General features: G+C 32.7%; 16 protein-coding genes. 12 read left to right on the forward strand and 4 right to left on the reverse strand.

All coding sequences use genetic code 11. The annotated features are described in order from the left end of the window. Positions 1-156: 156 nt before the first annotated feature. The 5 genes from G5V56_RS01935 (at position 157) to G5V56_RS01955 (ending at position 11,280) form a co-directional block, all read left to right on the forward strand. Entirely contained in the window at positions 157-4,698 is a 4,542-nt protein-coding gene (locus G5V56_RS01935) for a LamG-like jellyroll fold domain-containing protein (RefSeq protein WP_166960468.1), read from the forward strand. Between the two features lie 116 nt (positions 4,699-4,814). Beyond that, complete coding sequence (gene ileS, locus G5V56_RS01940; protein ID WP_166960471.1) at positions 4,815-8,219, forward strand: isoleucine--tRNA ligase; 3,405 nt, start codon at positions 4,815-4,817, stop codon at positions 8,217-8,219. A 6-nt stretch (positions 8,220-8,225) separates the two neighbouring features. Beyond that, positions 8,226-8,606 carry a TraR/DksA family transcriptional regulator gene (locus G5V56_RS01945; protein ID WP_166960474.1) on the forward strand — a complete coding sequence of 127 codons (381 nt, stop codon included), beginning with the start codon at positions 8,226-8,228 and terminating at the stop codon, positions 8,604-8,606. A gap of 70 nt (positions 8,607-8,676) precedes the next feature. Further along, positions 8,677-9,303: a lipoprotein signal peptidase gene (locus G5V56_RS01950; RefSeq protein WP_166960477.1), complete on the forward strand. Its 627-nt coding sequence runs from the start codon at positions 8,677-8,679 to the stop codon at positions 9,301-9,303. A 90-nt stretch (positions 9,304-9,393) separates the two neighbouring features. Continuing rightward, positions 9,394-11,280 (forward strand): hypothetical protein, encoded by a 1,887-nt coding sequence (locus G5V56_RS01955; protein ID WP_166960480.1) that lies wholly within the window; start codon positions 9,394-9,396, stop codon positions 11,278-11,280. Here G5V56_RS01955 and G5V56_RS01960 read toward each other — a convergent pair. The 4 genes from G5V56_RS01960 to G5V56_RS01975 are packed head-to-tail and all read right to left on the reverse strand — an operon-like array spanning position 11,277 to position 14,141. Further along, the gene (locus G5V56_RS01960; protein WP_166960483.1) at positions 11,277-11,840 is read right to left on the reverse strand and encodes a 5-formyltetrahydrofolate cyclo-ligase; all 564 of its coding nucleotides are present in this window, start codon (positions 11,838-11,840) and stop codon (positions 11,277-11,279) included. The genes G5V56_RS01955 and G5V56_RS01960 overlap by 4 nt on opposite strands. A gap of 10 nt (positions 11,841-11,850) precedes the next feature. Next, positions 11,851-12,825, reverse strand: a complete 975-nt coding sequence (locus tag G5V56_RS01965) for a succinylglutamate desuccinylase/aspartoacylase family protein (protein ID WP_166960486.1) — start codon at positions 12,823-12,825, stop codon at positions 11,851-11,853. 9 nt (positions 12,826-12,834) lie between these two features. Continuing rightward, entirely contained in the window at positions 12,835-13,707 is an 873-nt protein-coding gene (gene rimK, locus G5V56_RS01970) for a 30S ribosomal protein S6--L-glutamate ligase (protein WP_166960489.1), read from the reverse strand. After that, a complete protein-coding gene (locus G5V56_RS01975; RefSeq protein WP_166960493.1) occupies positions 13,707-14,141 on the reverse strand; it encodes an ATP-dependent zinc protease family protein in 435 nt (144 codons plus the stop codon). The genes rimK and G5V56_RS01975 overlap by 1 nt, the downstream gene beginning before the upstream one ends. 108 nt (positions 14,142-14,249) lie before the next feature. Between G5V56_RS01975 and uvrC the strand changes: the two genes are divergently transcribed. The 7 genes from uvrC (at position 14,250) to G5V56_RS02010 (ending at position 23,341) form a co-directional block, all read left to right on the forward strand. After that, positions 14,250-16,043, forward strand: coding sequence for an excinuclease ABC subunit UvrC (gene uvrC / locus G5V56_RS01980; protein WP_166960496.1), 1,794 nt, complete (start codon positions 14,250-14,252; stop codon positions 16,041-16,043). Beyond that, a complete protein-coding gene (locus tag G5V56_RS01985) occupies positions 16,040-18,274 on the forward strand; it encodes a patatin-like phospholipase family protein (protein WP_166960499.1) in 2,235 nt (744 codons plus the stop codon). Before uvrC ends, G5V56_RS01985 begins: the two co-directional genes overlap by 4 nt. Before the next feature lie 91 nt (positions 18,275-18,365). Further along, complete coding sequence (locus tag G5V56_RS01990) at positions 18,366-19,412, forward strand: glycosyltransferase family 9 protein (protein WP_166960502.1); 1,047 nt, start codon at positions 18,366-18,368, stop codon at positions 19,410-19,412. Between the two features lie 182 nt (positions 19,413-19,594). Beyond that, entirely contained in the window at positions 19,595-20,752 is a 1,158-nt protein-coding gene (locus tag G5V56_RS01995) for a homogentisate 1,2-dioxygenase (RefSeq protein WP_166960505.1), read from the forward strand. Positions 20,753-20,789: 37 nt separating this feature from the next. After that, positions 20,790-21,149 carry a four helix bundle protein gene (locus tag G5V56_RS02000; RefSeq protein WP_166960508.1) on the forward strand — a complete coding sequence of 120 codons (360 nt, stop codon included), beginning with the start codon at positions 20,790-20,792 and terminating at the stop codon, positions 21,147-21,149. 45 nt (positions 21,150-21,194) lie between these two features. Next, entirely contained in the window at positions 21,195-22,355 is a 1,161-nt protein-coding gene (hppD, locus tag G5V56_RS02005; protein WP_166960511.1) for a 4-hydroxyphenylpyruvate dioxygenase, read from the forward strand. Between the two features lie 203 nt (positions 22,356-22,558). Continuing rightward, the gene (locus G5V56_RS02010) at positions 22,559-23,341 is read left to right on the forward strand and encodes a DUF3108 domain-containing protein (RefSeq protein ID WP_166960514.1); all 783 of its coding nucleotides are present in this window, start codon (positions 22,559-22,561) and stop codon (positions 23,339-23,341) included. The last annotated feature ends 4 nt before the right edge of the window (positions 23,342-23,345 follow it).

Here is a 23,345-nt window from a genome sequence, read left to right on the forward strand (position 1 = left end):
ATACAAAGAATATATTAAATTTGTACAATTAGATGTAAGGTAAACGGTTTTGTTCTCTTTATAACTAATATACTTCCCTCAGTAGTTTTAAAATCCATTTTACTAGCAAGAGTTAAGTAGTACTTATGAAATAGTCCTAAATAAGATGCTTGACTTATGAAATTAAATTACTACAATATCACTTATGTGATATTAACATTGCTTATTATTGAATTCTTTACTGCGCATCGACTTCAAGCCCAATATTGTAAGCCTAATAACATTATATCTAATAACACAAATTATATTTCCAATGTTTCATTTGGAACTATTAATAATTCGAGTATTGGAACAACAGGTAATTATACTTATTATTCTTCGGTAGCAGCAACAGATGTTGTTGTTGGTGAAACAATTAATGGGTCTATAAGTGTAACACTTAATGGTTGGAATACTAATGTAAACACGGTTGTTGTTTGGATGAACTTCAATAAAAATAGTGATAATGATTTTGAAGATAGTGGCGAACGCTTTTTATTTACTGTAAGTGATCAATACGCACCAGGTAATAAGGTGTTAAATGTGCCTATAAGTATTCCAGTACCCAGCACAGCAGAATTAGGGTCTTCAAGAATGCGAATTGCTTTTAGAACTAGCACAAATACAGATTTCTCTTCATGTGAATTTAATTTTAATGGAAAGGGACCTTGGTATACCGGAGAAGTTGAAGATTATAAAATTAATTTTATATCGAATGATAAAGATACAGATGGCGATGGTGTTTATGATAGTGTAGATTTAGATAATGATAACGACGGTATTTTAGATAAACAAGAAAATAGCATATTAAGTTACGGTGGGTTTGAAAATGTTCCTGTAACAAATAACGGTAATAATCAAGCTGGAGAAGGTGTCAATGCAAATACCATTTTACCTTGGATTTTAATCCCTGGCGATTTAGGATCAGGTGGTACACCAAACGTTGTTCAGGTTGATGGAGATGTTTATAATTACGGAAATGGAGGGCCTCCATTTGATGCAGACCCTAACACGAATGAAGTTGGTTTTAAACAGCATTATTTCGATATTAATGGTAATGCAGATATATACCAATCTTTTACAATTGCTAATACAACTAATATAACGTATTCAGGATATTTCTCGCCAAGAGATAATAATAATTCGGCAACCGCCAAAATTGCTATTTACTCTGGTATAGGAAATAATAAAACTGGAGCTACTTTAGTGGCTGATACAGGCACAATAGCGATTCCAGTTCAAAATGGATCATCAAAGGCAACACCTTGGACTTTAGTTCAAGGCACGGTTACGTTAAGTCCAGGAACCTATTCATATGTGGTTACGATGTCTAATTATGGAAATTTTGATGAAGGATCTGTAAAAGTAACCAATTCAAACTTAGACACAGATGGTGACGGTATTGCAAACATATATGATCTTGATAGTGATAACGATGGCATTTTTGATGCTGATGAAGCTGGTCATGGACAAAGCAATACCAATGGTGTTGTTAGCAATGTAGTTGGAACAGACGGTATTCCTGATGCAGTTCAAACATCGCCAAATTCGGGCACAGTTAACTACGTTGTTGCAGAAAGTTCAGATGATTCTGATTACATATTGAATTTTCTAGATATTGATAGTGATGGTGACGGCATACCCGATAATGTTGAAGCACAACCAACTATTGGATATATCCCACCAAGTAATATTAGTGCTAGTATTACAGATGCTAACCATAATGGATTAGATGATGCTTACGAAACTGCAATGGGTGGAACAGATATAAGTCAGTTGGCAGATACCGATAATGATGGTATTAAAGATTATTTAGACACAGATTCTGATAATGATGGAGTGCTAGATATTGATGAAAATGGACAGGCAAGTACTGCGAACAATAAAGATGTTGATAATGATGGTCTTGATGATAACTTTGATACCATAATAAGTTATTTAGATGTTAATGATGAAGTATCAACCGGAGATATAAACGATTTAGTCAATGCATTTGGAGATGCTAATAGTGATATAAATTCTGGTGGAGATTTAGATTATAGAGATTATTTTAATTCTAATCCAAAACCACCAACTGAGGCTATGTTGGATTTTAATGGGATAGATAATTACTTATCTCGAGATTCAATGTTAGATGGATTAAACGACGTTACTATAATGGCATGGGTAAAATCTGACGTAGGTAATTCTAAAGATATGACTATTGCTACTGAAGATGCCGCTTGTAAATTATGGCTAAAAAATGGTAATATTCCAACATTTACTATCAGAACCAAAGACAGAGAAAGATCCGCTGGGGGCTGTAAAAATTGTAACGCGATTAATTTTGATGAATGGCATCACCTTGCAGGAAGTTTTTCCAGTTCAACAGGATTAATCAAACTTTATATTGATGGCGTTTTAGTTAACATAAAAAATATAGGAAAAAAAGGAAGTCCAATCGCTGTAACAAGTGACGCTAATAATACTTTTGAAATAGGCCGATTTTCAAATAAATTAACAGATTCCGAATATTTTAAAGGGGATATTGATGAAGTTAGAGTGTTTGATATGTCTTTAACAGATAGCCAAATACAACAAATGGTGTATCAGGAAATTGAAAATAATTCAGGAAACTTAAAAGGAGCTATTGTTCAAAAGGATATAGCAGATTTATCTTCAGGAAACAAAGTTTCTTGGTCAGATTTGTTAGCGTATTACCCAATGACGTCAATAAATAGTGGATCAATTTCAGACCATTCAAGTAACGGATATGCTTTGAATATTCATAACATATCTAATATTCAAGAACAAACAGCACCTTTACCTTATATAACCCATGAAGATGGCATGTGGTCAAATCAATCAACATGGTTACATGGAGATGTGTGGGATATAGAAGATGTGTCAAACAATAAAGATTGGTGTATCATAAAAATTTCAAATAATATTACATTAAATCATTCTATTAAAACCAATGGTTTAATCATAGATTCAGATCGTACACTAACAGTACAAGGAGACAATCTTGTTGAAAACTCTTGGTATTTTGAGCTCAATGGAACATTAAATCTTGAGGGCGATTCACAATTAATACAAACCACAACCAGTGATTTAGTAACATCAGCTACAGGTAAACTTTTAAGACGACAAGAAGGTGTTTCTAGCTCATATTGGTATAACTATTGGTGTTCACCAGTGGGAGCTACGGGGGCAACAACCTTAACAGATAATAATGCATCAACCAATAATTTAAACAATACAGATTTCAGGTTAGAATTACTTAAAGATGGCACAGGTTTCCCAGTACAATTTACTTCATCATATTCTAAAGCGGGCTATATAAGCACATATTGGTTATATTCATATATGAATGGTGTAACCTATTGGGATTGGGCAAAATTAACGCCTAAATCTAATATAAAACCAGGGGTAGGGTATACACAAAAAGGTTCAGATAACGGTGGGACTCAAGAACAATATATATTTGAAGGTAAACCTAACAATGGTACTATTTTAGTGGACGTAAAAGATAAAGGTGGACCTGGTTCAGAAGTTTCGGTTTCTGCCACTACTAGTTTATTAGGAAACCCTTATCCGTCGGCATTAGATGTCCATAAATTTATTGATGACAACCAGGGTGTTATAAGTGGAGATTTGCAATTATGGCAACAATGGGCAGGGAGTTCACATAACTTAAAAGATTATGAAGGGGGTTATGCTCAGGTGAACAAAATGGGAGGTGTAAGAGCCTATCAATTTGTTGGTTTTAATGGAGCAACAGCTTCTCAAGATGGAACCAAAACACCAACGCGATACTTGCCTGTTGGTCAAGGTTTTATAGTTGAGGTTGTTGCAGATGGAACTGTAGAGTTTAACAACAATCAAAGAGTTTTTATAAAAGAAGGAGATTTTGTAGAGGGTAATTACGATAATGGCTCCACATTTTTTAAAACCAGTAATACAAAATTAACAGAACAAGTGGCTGCGACAGACTCACAAGCCGATGAAATTCAAAAAATCCGCTTAGATTTTAGTTCTGTTGAAGGTCCTAAAGCTCACAGAGAATTACTTTTAGGTTTTAGCGATATTACTTCAGACGGTTATGATTATGGCTATGATGCCGAATGTGGAGAACTAAACAATAACGACTTAAACTTAAATTTTGAGGGTAAAAACATGAATATTCAAGCTTATGGCCCCATTACAGAAGATAAAGTAGTTCCATTAAACTTTAGTTCGTCTGGAAATAATTCTTTTGAACTTAAAATATCAGAACTTGATAATATTGACAGTAGCCAAGAAATTTATTTAAAAGATAATATGACAGGTGAATATTTTGATTTAACCCAAGAGACACCGTATAGCTTTACATCAGAAGCAGGGAAATTTAATAATAGATTTGAAATCGTTTTCCAATCTGAAGCAAAAACACTTGGTATTGAAGAGTTAAAGGCTACTGAAAACTTTATTTACTATCAAAATAATACACGTTCTTTATTTGTCAAAAAGTTAAATGGGTCAGTGACTAAATTTTCACTAATTAATATAACAGGACAATCTGTTTTTGACCTTAATGACGTGTCACAAGAAACATTAAACAACGGACTTAAAATACCAAATGTATCGTCTGGAGCCTATATTGCATGGTTTAGAACAGATACAAACCAAGTTCTTACTAAAAAGATTATAGTAAATTAATAATCATAATTTTTCTATAAAAAAACCAAAGCAATTGTTTTGGTTTTTTTTTGCTTAAAAATTAACCATTTAAGGATAATTCCTTAATTTCGCACCTCGATTAGAAATTGGATATAATGAACGCGAAATTTCCTGAATATAAAGGACTTGACTTACCAAAAGTTGCAGAAGAAATCCTAGACTATTGGCAAGAACATAAGGTATTTGAAAAAAGTGTCACTACACGCGAAGGGCATACCCCTTTTGTGTTTTTTGAAGGACCTCCTTCAGCAAACGGACTTCCTGGAGTGCACCATGTTTTAGCACGCGCTATTAAAGATATTTTTCCGCGTTATAAAACTATGAAGGGCTTTCAAGTAAAGCGTAAAGCAGGTTGGGACACACATGGGTTGCCTATTGAATTAGGGGTTGAAAAAGAATTGGGTATTACTAAAGAAGATATAGGAAAAACCATTTCGGTTGAAGATTACAATACCGCCTGTAGAAAAGCTGTGATGCGTTATACCGATGTTTGGAACGACCTTACTCAAAAAATGGGTTATTGGGTAGACATGGATAATCCATATATTACCTACGAACCTAAATACATGGAATCTGTTTGGTGGCTATTAAAACAGATTTACAATAAAAACTTGTTGTACAAAGGATATACTATTCAGCCGTATTCGCCAAAAGCGGGAACAGGTTTAAGTTCGCATGAGTTGAACCAACCAGGAACCTATCAAGATGTTACTGACACGACCGTAGTTGCTCAGTTTAAAGCTAATGAAGCATCACTTCCCGACTTTTTACAAAATGAAGGCACTATTCATTTCTTAGCTTGGACTACAACGCCTTGGACATTACCAAGTAATACAGCCTTGACGGTTGGATCAAAAATTGACTACGTGTTGGTTGAAACGTTCAATCAATACACCTTTGAACCCATCAAAGTTGTTTTGGCTAAAAAATTGGTTAATTATCAATTTTCTGGAAAGTTTGTTCAGGTTGAAAATCAAAGTAAATTATCAACTTATAAACCTGATGACAAAAAGATTCCTTATTTTATAATTAAAGAATTTTTAGGTAAAGATTTAGTAGGCATAACCTATGAGCAACTATTACCATATGCCTTACCAAATGACAATCCTGAAAATGCATTTAGAGTCATTTCAGGCGATTTTGTAACCACTGAAGATGGTACAGGAATCGTTCACACCGCTCCAACGTTTGGAGCTGATGATGCTTTGGTAGCAAAACAGGCTGTTCCAGAAGTGCCGCCTATGTTGGTGAAAGACGAAAATGGAAACCTAGTACCGTTGGTAAATTTACAAGGGAAGTTCCGTCCAGAAATGGGCGAATACGCTGGTAAATATGTAAAGAATGAATATTATAATGATGGTGAAACTCCAGAACGTTCTGTAGATGTAGAATTGGCTATCAAATTAAAAGAAGAAAATAAAGCCTTTAAGGTTGAAAAATACAAGCATAGTTATCCAAACTGTTGGAGAACCGATAAACCGATTCTCTATTATCCGCTAGATTCATGGTTTATTAAAGTAACAGATGTTAAAGAGAACATGGTTGCTTTAAACAATACGATTAATTGGAAACCAAAAGCAACAGGAACTGGCCGTTTTGGTAATTGGCTAGCTAATGCGAATGATTGGAATTTATCACGTTCTCGCTATTGGGGCATTCCATTACCAATCTGGAGAACTGAAGATGGAAAAGAAGAAATTTGTATTGGTTCGGTTGAAGAACTAAAACAAGAAATGGCGAAAGCAGTGTCTGCAGGAGTGCTTTCAAAAGCTATTTTTGAAGATTTTGAAGTCGGAAATAATTCCGAAGAAAATTATGCAAAAATCGATTTACACAAAAACATTGTTGATGAGATTGTATTAGTTTCAGAAACTGGCAAACCTATGAAACGCGAGAGCGATTTAATAGATGTTTGGTTTGATTCTGGTTCGATGCCTTATGCACAATGGCACTATCCTTTTGAAAATAAAGAAAAAATTGATAAAAACGAATCGTATCCAGCAGATTTTATAGCAGAAGGTGTTGACCAAACTCGTGGTTGGTTCTATACTCTTCATGCTATTGCAACCATGGTGTTTGATTCTGTTGCCTATAAAAACGTGGTATCTAACGGTTTGGTTTTAGATAAAAACGGACAAAAAATGTCCAAACGGTTAGGTAATGCGGTAGATCCATTTGAAACCTTGTCAACTTACGGTGCAGATGCTACACGTTGGTATATGATAAGTAATGCAAATCCTTGGGATAATTTAAAATTCGATTTAGAGGGCATTGAAGAAGTAAAACGAAAGTTCTTCGGAACACTTTACAATACGTATTCATTCTTCCAACTTTACGCAAATCTTGATGGATTTACATATTCTGAACGTGATATTCCATTGGATGAACGACCAGAAATAGACCGTTGGATTTTATCTGAATTACATACCTTAATTAAAAAGGTAGATGCCTTTTATGCCGATTATGAACCCACAAAAGCAGCACGTGTTATTTCAGATTTTACTCAAGATCATTTAAGTAACTGGTATGTGCGTTTATGCAGAAGACGTTTTTGGAAAGGTGATTATGAAGCTGATAAAATTTCCGCCTATCAAACGCTGTACACGTGTATGCTTACCATTGCTAAATTAGGAGCACCAATTGCACCATTCTTTATGGATAGGCTGTATATGGATTTAAATTCAGTAACTCATAAAGAATCTTTTGAAAGTGTGCATTTAGGTGAATTCCCTGTATTTGATGAATTATACGTAGATGCGTCTTTAGAACGCAAAATGGAAAGCGCTCAAACAATATCATCGTTAGTATTGTCGTTAAGAGCTAAGGAAAAGATTAAAGTACGTCAGCCACTTCAAAAAATAATGATACCTGTTACTAGTAAACAGCAAAAAGAAGAGATTTTGGCGGTGTCTGATTTGATAAAACATGAAGTAAACATTAAAGAAATTGAGTTGTTAGAAGATGCGTCTGATATCTTGGTAAAACAAATAAAACCTAATTTTAAAACCTTAGGGCCTCGTTTTGGAAAGGATATGAAAGCTATTGCTAATGCAGTAATTAACTTTACGTCAGAAGATATTAACAAAATAGAACAAAGTGGGGTTTTAGACTTTGTTATTAATGGAAAAAATATAACTTTAGGCCTCGATGATGTAGAAATTACGTCACAAGATATTGAAGGATGGTTAGTTGCAAATGAAGGCGCATTAACAGTAGCCCTTGATGTTACAATAACTGATGATTTACGTAAAGAAGGTATTGCACGTGAGTTGGTAAACAGAATACAAAATTTACGAAAAGATTCAGGATTTGAAGTAACGGATAGAATTGATGTAACACTTCTAAAAGACGATAAGATTGTTAAGGCTGTAGAAACAAATATGTCGTATATTAAGGCAGAAACCTTAACCGAAGAACTTGAAATTATGGATCAATTAAACAATGGTATTGATGTTGTATTTGATGATGTAAATACAAAATTGTTTATTAAAAAACATTAAAAAACTATGGGTACAGATACAGTAAGATATTCAGATAAAGATTTAGCTGAATTCAAAGAATTAATCAAAGAAAAGATACAAAAAGCACAAAACGACTTGGAGCTTATAAGAAGTGCGTATATGAACGACCATAATAACGGTACCGAAGATACGTCGCCTACTTTTAAAGCTTTTGATGAAGGGAGCGAAGTAATGAGTAAAGAATCTAACTCGCAACTAGCTATTAGGCAAGAGAAGTTTATTCGCGATTTAAAAAATGCGTTAATTCGTATTGAAAACAAAACCTATGGTGTTTGTCGTGTTACAGGAAAACTTATAAACAAAGAACGTTTAAAGTTAGTGCCACACGCTACCTTGAGTATTGAGGCAAAAAATATGCAACAATAATTACAGTAAGTTATATATTGAAACGTCTCAGTATTTGGGACGTTTTTTATTTTTAGAAAGCTACGTATAGATGTCCTTAAAAAAATCTATCATCATCATTATTTTAATTTTACTTGTTGATCAAATAAGTAAATTTTACATCAAAACCCATTTTGCATTAGGTGATGAGTATCGCGTATTCCAATGGTTTCGAGTTTATTTTGTAGAAAATGATGGTATGGCATGGGGTACAAAAATAAGTGATTTTGTGTCGTTCATATCAGACCGAACAGCTAAAATTGCTTTAACGGTGTTTAGAATAGTTGCAATTTTTGGTATAGGATATTGGTTGTTTGATGCCACAAAAAAGAATAGTCCTAAAGTGTTGTTATTGGCGATTGCCTTTATTTTTGCCGGAGCTTTAGGTAATATTATAGACTCTGTATTTTACGGGTTACTGTTTAGTGATAGTCATGGACAAATAGCCACGTTTTTACCGGCAGAAGGTGGCTATGACGGATTGCTTCACGGCCGTGTGGTTGATATGTTGTACTTTCCGCTTTGGAAAGGGTTTTTACCTGAATGGTTACCGTTTTTTGGTGGTAAGTTTTTTACGTTTTTCGAACCTGTTTTTAATGTAGCCGATATGGCTATTAGTACTGGGTTTATGATGCTTTTGGTGTTTAATAAAAAAGCGTTTTCTAAAAAAAGTGATTAAAAGGTTAAATACTAATAAGTAAGTATTTTCTACATCGTTTGTATTTATTAACTTTATCTTTTTGCAAGAAATAACTCAAAAAGATAAATAATGAAAGTTAAACACCTATTTCTTAAAGTATTCTTACTAGTTAGCTCCAATATTATAATTTCTCAAAATACTTATGATATTATTTTTCCTGGTAACGATAGAGATCAGAAGTGTCAACAGTGTATTCAAATATTTAATCAAAAACCTAAAGAGGTTAAATTTGCAATTAAGCGGCAAGGAAATAATCTTTATTTTCAAATAAACGACAAAAAATGGCTTAATCAATTGTTTAAAAATTCTGGCGATGGAATTGCTGTTGATGTAGTATCAAAGAATGTTTACAGCTGCGATTTAGAAACTATTGAAAACAGTCAAATTAAAGGGTTTCTTACCAAACCTATCTATGCGCAGAAAATAAAAAGTGGATTAAAACCTAACGGAGACAACTTTTTCCGCGTGCATGTGGGAAGGATTCCAGATACCTTAATAAATAAAGAATTAGAATATAATATATTGTTTTTAAGCAATAAAAACTTATGTCAATACTACGTGATTTATAATTTAGAATCTTACCCTTGGGATTTACTCGATATGGGTATGTATTTAGATTCTTTAACTTATGACACAAAACAAATAAAATCATCAGAAAAAGAAGGTTTTATACTCAGAAACAAAATCTTGAAGTTTAAAATTCCTTTTAAAAAAAATAAATCTGAATATTCTCAAGAAGATATCAAACCAATTTATGATTCTTTAAGATTGACAGATTTTAATATTAAGAGCATTAAAATAAAAGCCTATTCATCGGTCGAAGGGAGTTTAGAGCATAACATTGAATTGCAGGAACAACGAGCTAAAAGTATTGTTACAGCGTTACAAAAATTTCAAAAACCAACTATAAAAACTAGTGTGTCATCTTCTGAAAATTGGGTAGAATTTTTAAATGATATTAAAGATACTAAATATAAAGAGTTAGCAGAATTGACTAAAAATCAAGTAAAGGCAAAACTTGTGGGAGCACTTTCTAAAGAAATTGAACCAATTTTAAATAATCATAGAAAAGCAGTTTTAGAATTAGAACTAGAGAAGAAAGATAAGTATAAGAGCATGTTATCCAATGAGCTGTTAGCGAAATTTAATTCTGCTATAAATGAAGAACAATTAGATGATGCAATAGAGATTCAAAATTCTATTTTCCAAAAGTTAAAGGGAAGCGAAATCTCTCCGGAATTTTTAAGAAAAATGCGAATACCAAAACAAGCGATGTTTGCAAAAATAATCAACAAAAATGCTGCTTATAAATACATGTTGGATATAAGGCAAGCACTTATTGTTTATAATGAATTGATTGAACTTGAAAAACTAGTGCCAAAAGATGGTGAAGTAAAATATAATATTACCGCGATTAAAATAAAGCTTTGGCGTTTTAATGCTATTGAAATTGACGAAATAAAGTTGAAGAATCAAATAAATGCCTTAAAGAATTATGGCATAGATAATTCTCTTATTTCAAGAATGCTGGTTAATTTTCATATTATTAAAGCTGAAAACTTAATGCGAAAAGGAGACTATGTAAACAAGGATAAATCGGTGTCATACATTAGGAATAATTATAAAAATTTTCCGTTATCTGATTATGATTATTTGAGTTTAGCTCAGTTTTTTAGTTACTATGGCAATACTGATATGGCGGTAGAATTACTAGAAAATAAAGCCAGAAGCATTGAAATTGATGAAGATTTGCTGTTTTATTATTTGAATTTAACCTTAATAAATAAAGAACTAACCCAAGATTCAGATTATAGAACAATTTTACTAAATGCCAGTAATATGAATAAAGAACGATTTTGTAAATTATTTAATTCTGTTGATAATGGGGGTGTTACATTTCAGTTGTTAGCTAATGAATATTTAAGAGAAACGTATTGTGAGATTTGTAATAACTAAAATTGATAAATCTTCTTAGGCGTCACACAATAATTCAGTTTCACATCACTTTCAAAAACATCTGTAATAGCATTTTCTGCTTCAAAAAAGCTTAACCCTATTTTTATAGTTTCTGGCATGCACTCAGACAGAAACCGATCATAAAACCCTTTGCCATAGCCAACACGGTTTCCATGATTATCAAAGGCTAGAAGCGGAACAAAAACAACCTCAAGTTTGTTAGGAAAAATTTCGATACCGTCAATTGGCTCTGGAATGTTGTAATTGTTCTTCTTAATAACGGTATTATCGGTTAACAAAAAATGACTCATCAAACCTGTTTTAAAATCACTTTTAGAGATGACAATGTTTTTATCCTTCCCAGATAAAATATTCAAAATATAATCGGTGTTTACTTCTTTTTGTTCTTCGATAGTTAAAAAAAGATGATAAAATGTAGATTCCCAAATAGGCAGTTTTAATAATTGATTGGCAATAGACAAACTTAAATCTTCTACCTGATTTATAGACAAATCTTCACGAAGGGTTTTATATTTTTTTCGTAATTCAGATTTTGTCATAACCGAATTTCTATCCTTTTAATTTTGTAGTAATATGAAATAAAGCATCACCTTGATACACCAACGAAGCCTCGTTTACATTAATAATATAGCCATCAATTTTAGATTTCACCTCGTAATGTTCTTTTCCGTAAGGATCGGTAATTTGACCTAAAACATCATTAACTTTCACCTTGGTATTGATGCTAATTTTAGATTTAAACATACCAGAATGTTTGGCTCTAACCCATTTACTTTCGTCAACAAATACGGTAGGCTCTTTTGGTGGACTCACTTTTTTCTTTGCATTTAGCATATCAAAATGATTTAAAATACGCTTAATACCTTCAATACCAATTTTAGAAATGGTATCATCAACAAAAAAGGATTTACCTCCTTCAAACAATAAGATAGGTTTGTCTAATTGATAGCATGCATTTCTGAATGATTTTCCTATGATATTGGAGTATAGCGTGAATGGAGCACCAAAGACCGAAGCTAAAGTTTCTAGTTGAGGTTTGTCTTTTCCTATTCTAATTTGTGCGGCGTTAAATCTGCTGGCGCCACCCGTATGAAAGTCAATTACTAAATCGACATCTGGAATAATGTCTGTCATCAATCTATTGGCTACGCGACTCGCCAAAGACCCATTAGCATAGCCAGGAAAAACACGGTTTAAATCTCGGCCATCAGGAAAACTTCTGGAACTATTTAAAAATCCAAAAACATTTAGAATAGGCATACAAATAATAGTGCCTCGTTTGGGTTTGTTAATGTTTTTTGCAATGATTTGGCGCACAATATCAACACCATTAATTTCATCGCCATGAATACCAGCGGTGAATAAAATGGTTGGCCCTGGTTTTTTGGAACGTTCAATAATAACGGGCACTTCAATACTTGTGGCCGTATGAAGTTTGGCGATATTAAAATTGATTTCTTTGGAGGTTCCTAAAGGAATGTCATGACCTAAAATAGAAATGATTTTCTTGTAATTTTTAGTCATAAAAATAAATTACACGTTACGTTCTATATACCTAATAATTGATTTTGCAATGTCTTTTTTAGTGGCTTGTTCAATACCTTCTAATCCTGGAGACGAGTTCACTTCTAAAATTAATGGTCCGCGAGACGATTGCAACATATCAACACCACAAATACCTAATCCAAGAGATTTTGCTGCTTTTAAGGCGGCATTTTCTTCTTCATCCGATAATTCTATTATTTGGGCACTTCCACCTCGGTGTAAGTTTGATCTAAATTCACCTTCTTTACCTTGGCGTTTCATGGCTCCAACCACATTACCGTCAACTACAAACGCTCTAATATCGGCGCCTTTCGACTCTTTGATGAATTCTTGAACAATAACACGTGCTTGCAACCCATTAAAGGCCTCTAAAACAGACTCGGCAGCATTATTGGTTTCCGCTAAAACAACCCCTAAACCCTGAGTACCTTCCAGTAATTTAATTACTAAAGGCGCACCACCAACATAATTTATAATTTCGGCAACGTCTTTGGTATAATTTGAAAAAACTGTTTTTGGCATGCCTAAACCAGCACGAGATAACACTTGTAAACTTCTTAGTTTATCACGCGATCTAACGAGTGCTTGCGATTCTACAGTTGAAAACACTTTCATCATTTCAAATTGTCTTACAACAGCAGTTCCATAAAAAGTAACACTGGCACCAATTCTAGGAATAATAGCATCAACATGTTCTAAATGTCTTCCTTTATACAAAATAGCGGGATTCTTTTTTTCAATAATAATCTCACATTTTAAGGGATCAATTATTTCTACATGATGTTTGCGTTTTACAGCTGCTTCAACAAGTCTTTGTGTAGAATATAAATGAGGATTTCTTGATAATATTACAATATTCATTAGGGATTGTTTTGTTCTTTAGTTTTAAAAGATAGGTTTTTTAAGCTGACATCGACAATAAACTTTTTATTTAAAAAGCGTCTCCCAATTAAAATAGGGTATTTCATGTCGTCTCTGGTGCTTAAGGTTAAATTTATTTTATACTTTTTATTAAATATTAAAATGGTTGTTTTAACCTTATAACGCTGTTGTACTATACCATTACTACTTTTAACTTTTGCAATGGTGTAGGTTTTAAAAATAATTTCTTTACCATTATAAAGCGGATGATCCTTGTCGTAAAACGTGCATTTTAGCATACCATCTTCAACATGTACCTTGTGGCAATGTATAGAAGAGGTATAAGCACCTGTGTCAATTTTTACATCAATATCAAATAAACCAAGCAACGGAAAGTCTGCTTTATCTATTCGACCGATAACTTTTTTAGGCATTTTTAAATTTAATAATGTGACGCAAGGTAACAAAAAAAAGGATGTTAAATTATACTCAAAAAAGCGTTATTATTGAAATGTTTTTGGATATATACTATCTTTGGATTTATGAGTCAGCCTGCTTTAGACATTCAACTACAAACTTTACCGCATCAACCAGGCGTGTATCAGTATTTTGATTCTGAAGGAACCATAATTTACGTGGGAAAAGCTAAAGATTTAAAAAAACGGGTATCTTCTTATTTTACAAAAACCCATGATAATGGTAAGACTCGTGTGCTAGTAAAAAAAATAGCAAGCATTAAACATATCGTTGTCGATACTGAAACAGATGCGCTTTTATTAGAAAATAATTTAATAAAAAAGTATCAACCACGGTATAATGTATTGCTTAAGGACGATAAGTCGTATCCTTGGATTTGTATTAAAAAAGAACGGTTTCCTAGAGTATTTTCTACACGGCGTGTTTTTAAAGATGGCAGTGAATATTTCGGTCCTTATACCAGTATGAAAACGGTTTCAACCTTATTAGATTTAATAAAAGGCTTGTATAAATTGCGTAATTGTAATTATGATTTGTCTGAAGAAAAAATCAATAACGGCAAATATTCGGTATGCTTAGAGTATCATCTGGGAAATTGTAAAGGTGCTTGCGAAGGTTATGAAACCGAGGAAGAATACAGCCAAAACATCATTGCTATAAAGGAAATTTTAAAAGGAAATTTTAAAGATTCGTTGTCGCAATTTAAAACTCAAATGAAAGCGTGTGCAGAAAATCTTCATTTCGAAGAAGCACAAAATATTAAAGAGAAAATTGAAATCCTTGAAAATTATCAAGCAAAATCAACCATTGTAAATCCTAAAATCAGCAATGTCGATGTGTTTTCTATTATGAGTGATGAAAGTTATGGCTACATTAATTTTTTACAAGTATCATATGGTTCAATCATTAGGTCTCATACGCTCGAAATTAAAAAGAAACTCGACGAAACCGATAAAACACTTTTAGAACTCGCGATTACAGAAATCAGGCAACGATTCAATTCAAATTCTAAAGAAATTTATGTGCCATTTCAAGTCGATTTGGGTGACGATATAAAGGTTACTATCCCCAAGTTAGGTGATAAAAAACATATTTTAGACCTATCGCTCCGCAACGCTAAATACTACAGGATGGAACGGTTTAAGCAAATAAAAATTACCGACCCAGACCGGCATGTTAAAAGAATTATGGCGCAAATGAAAACTGATTTGCGATTGTCTGTAGAGCCAAGACATATAGAGTGTTTTGATAATTCAAATATTCAAGGGACCAATCCGGTGGCAGCGTGTGTGGTTTTTAAAAACGGGAAGCCGAGTAAAAAAGATTACAGACATTTTAATATAAAAACGGTTGAAGGCGCTAATGATTTTGCGTCTATGGAAGAAGTTGTGTACAGACGTTACAAACGTTTGTTGGATGAAAATCAATCCTTACCGCAACTTATAATTATTGATGGCGGAAAAGGACAATTGTCGTCAGCTTTAAATGCTTTAGACGACTTAAAGCTAAGAGGAAAAATTGCCATTATCGGAATTGCAAAACGTTTAGAAGAATTATTCTATCCAAATGATTCAATTCCCTTATATTTAGATAAGAAAAGTGAAACGCTAAAAGTGATTCAACAGTTGCGAAATGAAGCACACCGTTTCGGTATAGAACATCACCGTAACAGACGAAGTAAAGGTGCGTTAAATACCGAATTAGAAACCATTCCAGGAATAGGAGAAAAAACTATTGTTGAATTGTTAAAACAGTTTAAATCGGTAAAGCGTGTTTCGAATGCCAAGTTAGATGAGTTAGAATCTGTTGTTGGGGGGGCTAGAGCTGAAAAAATTTATAATTATTATCATAATTCATGAAACGTTACTTGCTACTATTATTGTTTTTTATTTCTTGTTTTCAAGGGTTTTCCCAAGAGACAACTAAACATGATGTTAAAGTAGGCTTGGTTTTAAGTGGAGGAGGAGCCAAAGGGTTGGCACACATTGGCGTTTTAAAGGTTATTGATAGTTTAGGAATACAAGTAGATTATGTTGCTGGCACTAGTATGGGTGCTATTATTGGAGCGCTATATGCTTCAGGATATTCTGGTAAAGAGCTTGATTCTGTTTTTAAATTGGTAGATTTTAGTACTCTAATTAGCGACGATTTACCGAGAGCTTCTAAGGCTTTCTATGAAAAGAATAATTCGGAACGCTACGCTGTAACGTTGCCTTTTGATAATTTTAAAATTAAATTACCATCAGCTATTTCTAGAGGACAAAATGTTTATGGATTAATTTCAAAATTAACATTGAGTGTTTGTGATATTAAGGATTTCAGCAAATTACCAATCCCGTTTTTTTGTATTGCAACTGATGCTGAAACGGGAAAACAAGTCGTTCTTGATAAAGGTAATTTGGCACAATCTGTTATGGCAAGTGGGGCTTTGCCTTCATTATTTCAACCGGTTATAATTAATAATCAAATGCTTATAGATGGCGGTGTTATAAATAATTATCCTATTGATGAATTAAGAGCAAAAGGAGTTGACGTTATTATAGGGGTTGACGTTCAAGATGGCCTAGCAACGCGTAAAGAGTTAACTTCTGCAACCGATGTCTTATTACAAGTTAATAATTATAGAACGGTTAACGATATGAAAAAGAAGGTTAAAAAAACCGACATTTATATCAAGCCAGACATCAAAGATTATTCAGTAGTTTCTTTTAGCGAAGGGGCTAAAATCATACAAACAGGAATCGAAGCAGCTATTTCAAAGAGTGATTCTTTAAAACTACTTGCTAAAGAACAATACAAAAAACCTAAATTAGAAATAAAAAGACCTAATTATGATAGCATTAGTATCAAGTCTATTAACATTGAGGGTAACAAGAAATATTCAAGAGCCTACGTTTTAGGAAAGTTAAAACTTAAAGGAAACGAAAAAGTAAGTTATAAAAAGTTTAATAAGGGAGTCAATAATTTAATAGCAACAAATAACTTTGATTATTTTCAATATGAGTTTAATAAATCTAAGGATAGCGATGGGTATGATTTAAATGCTCAATTAACTGAAACTAAAATTAGTGCTTATTTAAAATTGGGGATTCACTACGATAAGTTATACAAAAGTGCAGCCCTTATAAATCTTACAAAAAAGAGATTATTAGCTAAAAACGATATTGCTTCTTTAGATATAATTTTAGGAGATAATGTAAGATATAATTTTGAATATTTTATTGATAAAGGCTTTTATTGGAGTATTGGTGTGAGGTCTAGATATGATCAATTTAACAAAAACGTAAATGCCCAATTGTTATTACAAGATGATCAGATAAGTATTACTGGATTAAATAAAGTAGATGCAGAATTACAAGATCAAACCAATCAATTTTATTTACAAACTCTTTTTAGAAAAGATTTTGCTTTAAGTCTTGGCTTGGAGCATAAACGCTTAGAAATAAAATCAGAAACGTTTAGCATAAATCCATCATCAAGGGAGTTTGTTTTTGAAAAAACAGATTATTTAAGTCTTTTTGGAAACATTAAATTAGACACGTATGACAACAAATATTTCCCTAAAAAAGGTGTCTATTTTAACGGATCATTACAAAACTATTTTTATGCTTCAAGTTTCAACTCCGATTTTAAAAATTTTTCAATAGCAAAGGCAAATATTGGTTCTGCTTTTAGTGTTTCAGATAAATTAGCTTTTAATGTTCAAACAAGTGGTGGATTCAGATTGGGAGATACGTCAACCAACACATTAGATTTTGCTTTAGGTGGTTATGGTAATGATTTAATTAATAATCTAATTCCGTTTTTGGGATATGATTTTATATCACTTGTAGGGAACAGTTATGTGAAAGCCTATTTGGGTGCCGATTATGAGATTTTTAAAAAGCAACATATCACGTTAGAAGGCAACTGGGCAAATGTTGATGATAATATTTTTGAAACGGGCGAATGGTTTACGCTTCCGGACTACAGAGGTTATGCTTTGGGGTATGCTATTGATACTTTGATAGGTCCTATTCAATTAAAATATAGTTACTCGCCAGAACAAGGACAAAGTATTTGGTATGTTAATGTTGGATTTTGGTTTTAATACTAAAAAATAATTCAATTGATTCTTATTAGGCTAAAAAGTAGTAAAAAAGTACTTTTGCATAACAAATTTTTTATGACAGAGAGCTCGAATGAAAGTATCTAAAAGAATAAATAAGATAAGGATGCGCATCATGCATCAATTGACTAAAAACATTGGGAATTCACACAAAGAAACCATGTTGTCTCCAGGTGAAAAGCCAACGATTAATCGAGTTTTAATTTCAAGACCGAACCACAGATTAGGCAATCAATTATTGTTAACACCTTTAGTGCAAGAAGTCATAAATACATTTCCAAATTGTAAAATTGATTTGTTTGTTAAAGGAGGAGTAGCTAATCTTGTTTTTCAAAATTACGAGCATGTAGATACCATCATACAACTTCCAAGAAAGCCATTTAATGAGTTAATAAAGTATATAAAATGTTGGTTTAAGCTAAAAAAGTATAGATATGACTTGGTAATTAATGGTGATAAAAACTCATCTTCAGGCCGACTGTCTACTCAAATCGTAAAAGCACCGTATAAAGTGTTTGGTGAAACAGATGAAGAACTTGAAAAAATGTTCGATGATTATGACCATATTGCCAAGTATCCTGTTTATCATTTAAGGAAATATCTAAATCTTTTAGGTTATTCAGAAAGCAAAAAACCCATTCCTACCATAAATATTAAGTTGAGTGATGATGAAATTAGTAAAGGGAAAGCCACATTGAAAGAGGTTGTTAAAAATGATAAGCCAACAATTTGTATTTATACCAATGCTACAGGAGATAAAATTTACGATGAAGATTGGTGGGCTATTTTTTACAATCGTTTAAAAAGTGATTTTCCAAATTATAATATTATGGAATTATTACCGATTGAAAATATTTCTAAGATTAATTTCAAAGCACCTAATCATTATAGCGAAGATGTTAGAGAGATGTGTGGACTTTTAGCTAATACAGCTATTTTTATAGCTCCAGATAATGGCGTGATGCATTTAGCAAGTGCGGCTCAAATACCTGTTGTTGGATTTTTTAAAGTGACTAAGCTTGAAAAGTATCAACCCTATGGAAATAAGAGTATAGCATTTAATACTAATGAGACAAATCTTAATGATTGGTTAAAAGGCATTAGCAATATATTAGGTTAATTATTTTTTACGATATTTGTTAGTGTATGGCACTTTTTTGGAAAGATTTACTGCAATTTTTACACTACCTTATCAAGAGAAATCCTGAATAAGAAGGCTTTAATTATAATTTTACGTATCTTTTTAAAGTTTAACAACTTAAGTTTTAAACGTTGATTTTTTAATCTTAAAAATGTAATAAAATGCCATTTTATCATAAATTAGGAAAAATTCCGCCCAAGCGACACACCCAATTTAGAAAACCAGATGGGAGTCTGTATTATGAGCAGCTCTTTGGCACTATTGGTTTTGATGGTATGTCAACCAATAGCTACCATGAGCAGCGTCCAACTCAGGTCAAAGAAATTAAAGGGCAATATAGTGTAGCGCCAAAAATTGCAAAAGCAAATCATATACAGTCTTACAGATTTGTTGGTTTTCAGGTAAAGCCAGAAGACGATTTTCTAGATAGTAGAAAAGCAATCTTGACCAATAGTGACTGTTCCATCATTTTGGCAGCACCAAAGCAATCTACTAAAGATTATTTCTATAAAAATACAGATGCCGATGAATTAATTTTTATCCATAAAGGAACAGGAAAATTACGAACACATTTAGGAAATATCGATTTTAAATATGGTGACTATCTATTAATTCCAAGAGGTGTTATTTATAAAATTGATTTCGATACCGAAGATAACAGACTCTTCATGGTTGAGTCGCATCGTCCTATTTACACACCAAAACGTTACAGAAATTGGTTTGGACAATTATTAGAGCATGCTCCGTTTTGCGAGCGTGATATTCGTCAACCACAAGAACTTGAAACGTATAACGAATCGGGAGACTTTTTAATAAAAGTTAAAAAGCAGAATGACATTTTTGATATGGTGTATGCATCACATCCGTTTGATGTTGTTGGTTATGATGGGTTTAATTATCCCTATGCGTTTTCAATTCATGATTTTGAACCCATAACAGGAAGAATTCACCAACCGCCTCCAGTACATCAAACCTTTGAAACCGATGCCTTTGTAGTATGTAGTTTTGTTCCTAGATTGTACGATTATCATCCGCAGTCTATTCCAGCCCCTTATAATCATAGTAATATAGATAGTGATGAGGTGTTGTATTACGTAGATGGCGATTTTATGAGCAGAAATGATATTGCTGCAGGTCATATTTCCTTGCACCCTGCAGGCATACCTCATGGTCCACATCCTGGAGCAACCGAGCGAAGCATAGGTAAAACAAAAACAGAAGAATTAGCCGTTATGATAGATACTTTTAAACCATTAATGGTCACAGAGGAGGCAATGAAAATTGCCGATGAAAACTATCATAAGTCTTGGTTGGAGTAAAAAATGAAAAGAGAATCAAGAAAAAAGAAAAGAGAAGTTGAGTAATAGAAAAAGACATAACTATAAGAACCTTAAAATTTGGAATATAGGAATTGAAATTGTAGATGATATTTTTAAAATTACTGATAGTTTTCCAAAAGAAGAGAAGTTTGGATTGGTTTCACAAATCAACAGATGTTCTGTCTCAATTCCAAGTAATATAGCTGAGGGTTCATCTAGAACAGACAAATCTTTTTCACATTTCTTAGATATTTCTTTGGGTTCATCATTTGAACTTGAAACACAATTAATTATAGCGAATAAAAGAGAATTTATTTCAGAAGAACAATTAAAAACATTAGAAGAAAAAATAGCAGAGTTCCAAAAAATGACAATGAGCTTTCAAAACAAACTCTAAAAGTCTTTTCTCTCTATTCTATCTTCTCTATTCTAAATTAAACTAATGAGTAAACAAGTAAAATCAGTAAACTACGGTTTAGAAAAAATATTTGAAGGGGCACAAGATTTTTTACCACTTTTAGGAACCGATTATGTCGAGTTCTATGTCGGTAATGCTAAACAATCGGCACATTTTTACAAAACTGCTTTTGGCTTTCAATCCTATGCGTATAGAGGTTTAGAAACAGGCTCGAATGACTCTGTAAGTTATGTATTAAAACAAGATAAAATCACATTAGTATTAACAACACCTTTAAGCAGTAAATCACCAATCAATGATCATATTGTAAAACATGGTGATGGTGTTAAGGTTATTGCGCTTTGGGTTGAAGATGCTAAAAAAGCTTATGAAGAAACCACCAAACGAGGTGCAAAATCATATATGGAGCCTGTGGTAGAAAAAGATGAACATGGCGAAGTGGTTCGTGCTGGTATTTATACCTACGGAGAAACAGTGCATATGTTCGTAGAACGCAAAAATTATAACGGAACGTTTTTGCCAGGTTTCAGAAAATGGGAATCAGATTATAATCCAACACCAGTGGGTTTAAAATATATTGACCACATGGTAGGCAATGTGGGTTGGGGACAAATGAATACTTGGGTGAAGTGGTATGAAGAGGTGATGGGTTTTGAAAATTTCTTATCCTTTGATGACAAACAAATTCATACCGAATATTCTGCCCTCATGAGTAAAGTGATGAGTAATGGTAACGGACGTATAAAATTCCCCATAAACGAACCTGCAAAAGGTAAAAAACGTTCTCAAATAGAAGAATATTTAGATTTTTACGAAAGTGCAGGAGTACAACATATAGCAGTTTCAACAGACGATATTATTGCTACCGTGTCTCAATTAAAAGCAAGAGGTGTTGATTTTTTACCACCACCACCACAAGCCTATTATGATGATATTCCACGCAGATTAGGAGAGCATAAAGACATGATGACAGAAGACTTGAAAGAGCTTCAAAACTTATCTATCATGGTAGATGCCGATGAAGAAGGTTATTTACTTCAAATTTTTACAAAACCAGTTGAGGACAGACCAACATTGTTTTTTGAAATTATTCAACGCATGGGAGCTAAAGGTTTTGGAGCAGGAAATTTTAAAGCACTTTTTGAGTCTATTGAAAGAGAGCAAGCCAATCGAGGAACGCTTTAGTAAATATACAGATCAAAATTTTCAACATACGCTATCAATTACTGGTAGCGTATGCTGTTTTTTGTAACAAATTAACGTTAAGCTCTTCTTATAATGATAAACCGTTAAAGTAATTTTTATATTTTTGGAACAGTAATTGTAATTTCTTTATTTGAAACAAATATAATTGTAAAGAAATTATATTATCAATGACCCAATAACAAATGAAAAAAACACTACTTATAATTGCCGCAATATTTACGATGCAGTTGTCGTTTTCTCAACAAGAATCTTCATTTGGTGATGGTGAATGGTTTAAATTTAGGATGAGTTATAGTGGATTCTTAAAAGCAGGAAATGCAACTCTTTCAGTTAAAGAAACAAAACTTAATGATAAAGATGTTTATCATGTAACAGGAAAGGGTTGGACAACTGGTATGATTAAATGGTTTTTTAAAGTAAAAGATAGATATGAAAGCTATTTCGACAGAGAAACCTTATTGCCTTACAAATTCATAAGAAATATAGATGAAGGAGGTTACACAAAAGATTTGGAAATTGATTTTGACCACAGAGAAAACAAAGCCTATGTAACAGATAAAAAAAACAATACCAAAACTGTATATGCTACCACACCAAATATTCAAGACATGGTGTCAACCTATTACTATTTGCGTAATACTATAAATCCAAAAGATTTGAAAATTGGTGATGAGATTAGAACAGATATGTTTTTTGATAAAGAAAACTATGGTTTTAAATTAAAGTATTTAGGAGAAGAAACCATTAATACAGATTTTGGAAATATAGAATGTTTGAAATTTAGACCTTATGTAATGGCAGGACGGGTTTTTAAAGAAGAAGAAAGTTTAACCCTTTGGGTTTCCAGAGATAAAAATAAATTACCTTTACGAATCAGAGCAGATTTAGCAGTAGGGTCTTTAAGGGCTGATTTGGAAGCTTTTAAAGGATTGCAACACTCTTTCAAGGTAGTTGTTGATAATTAAAAGA

It is taken from the genome of Yeosuana marina (assembly GCF_011762485.1).
In the GTDB taxonomy this organism is placed as follows: Bacteria; Bacteroidota; Bacteroidia; order Flavobacteriales; family Flavobacteriaceae; genus Yeosuana; species Yeosuana marina.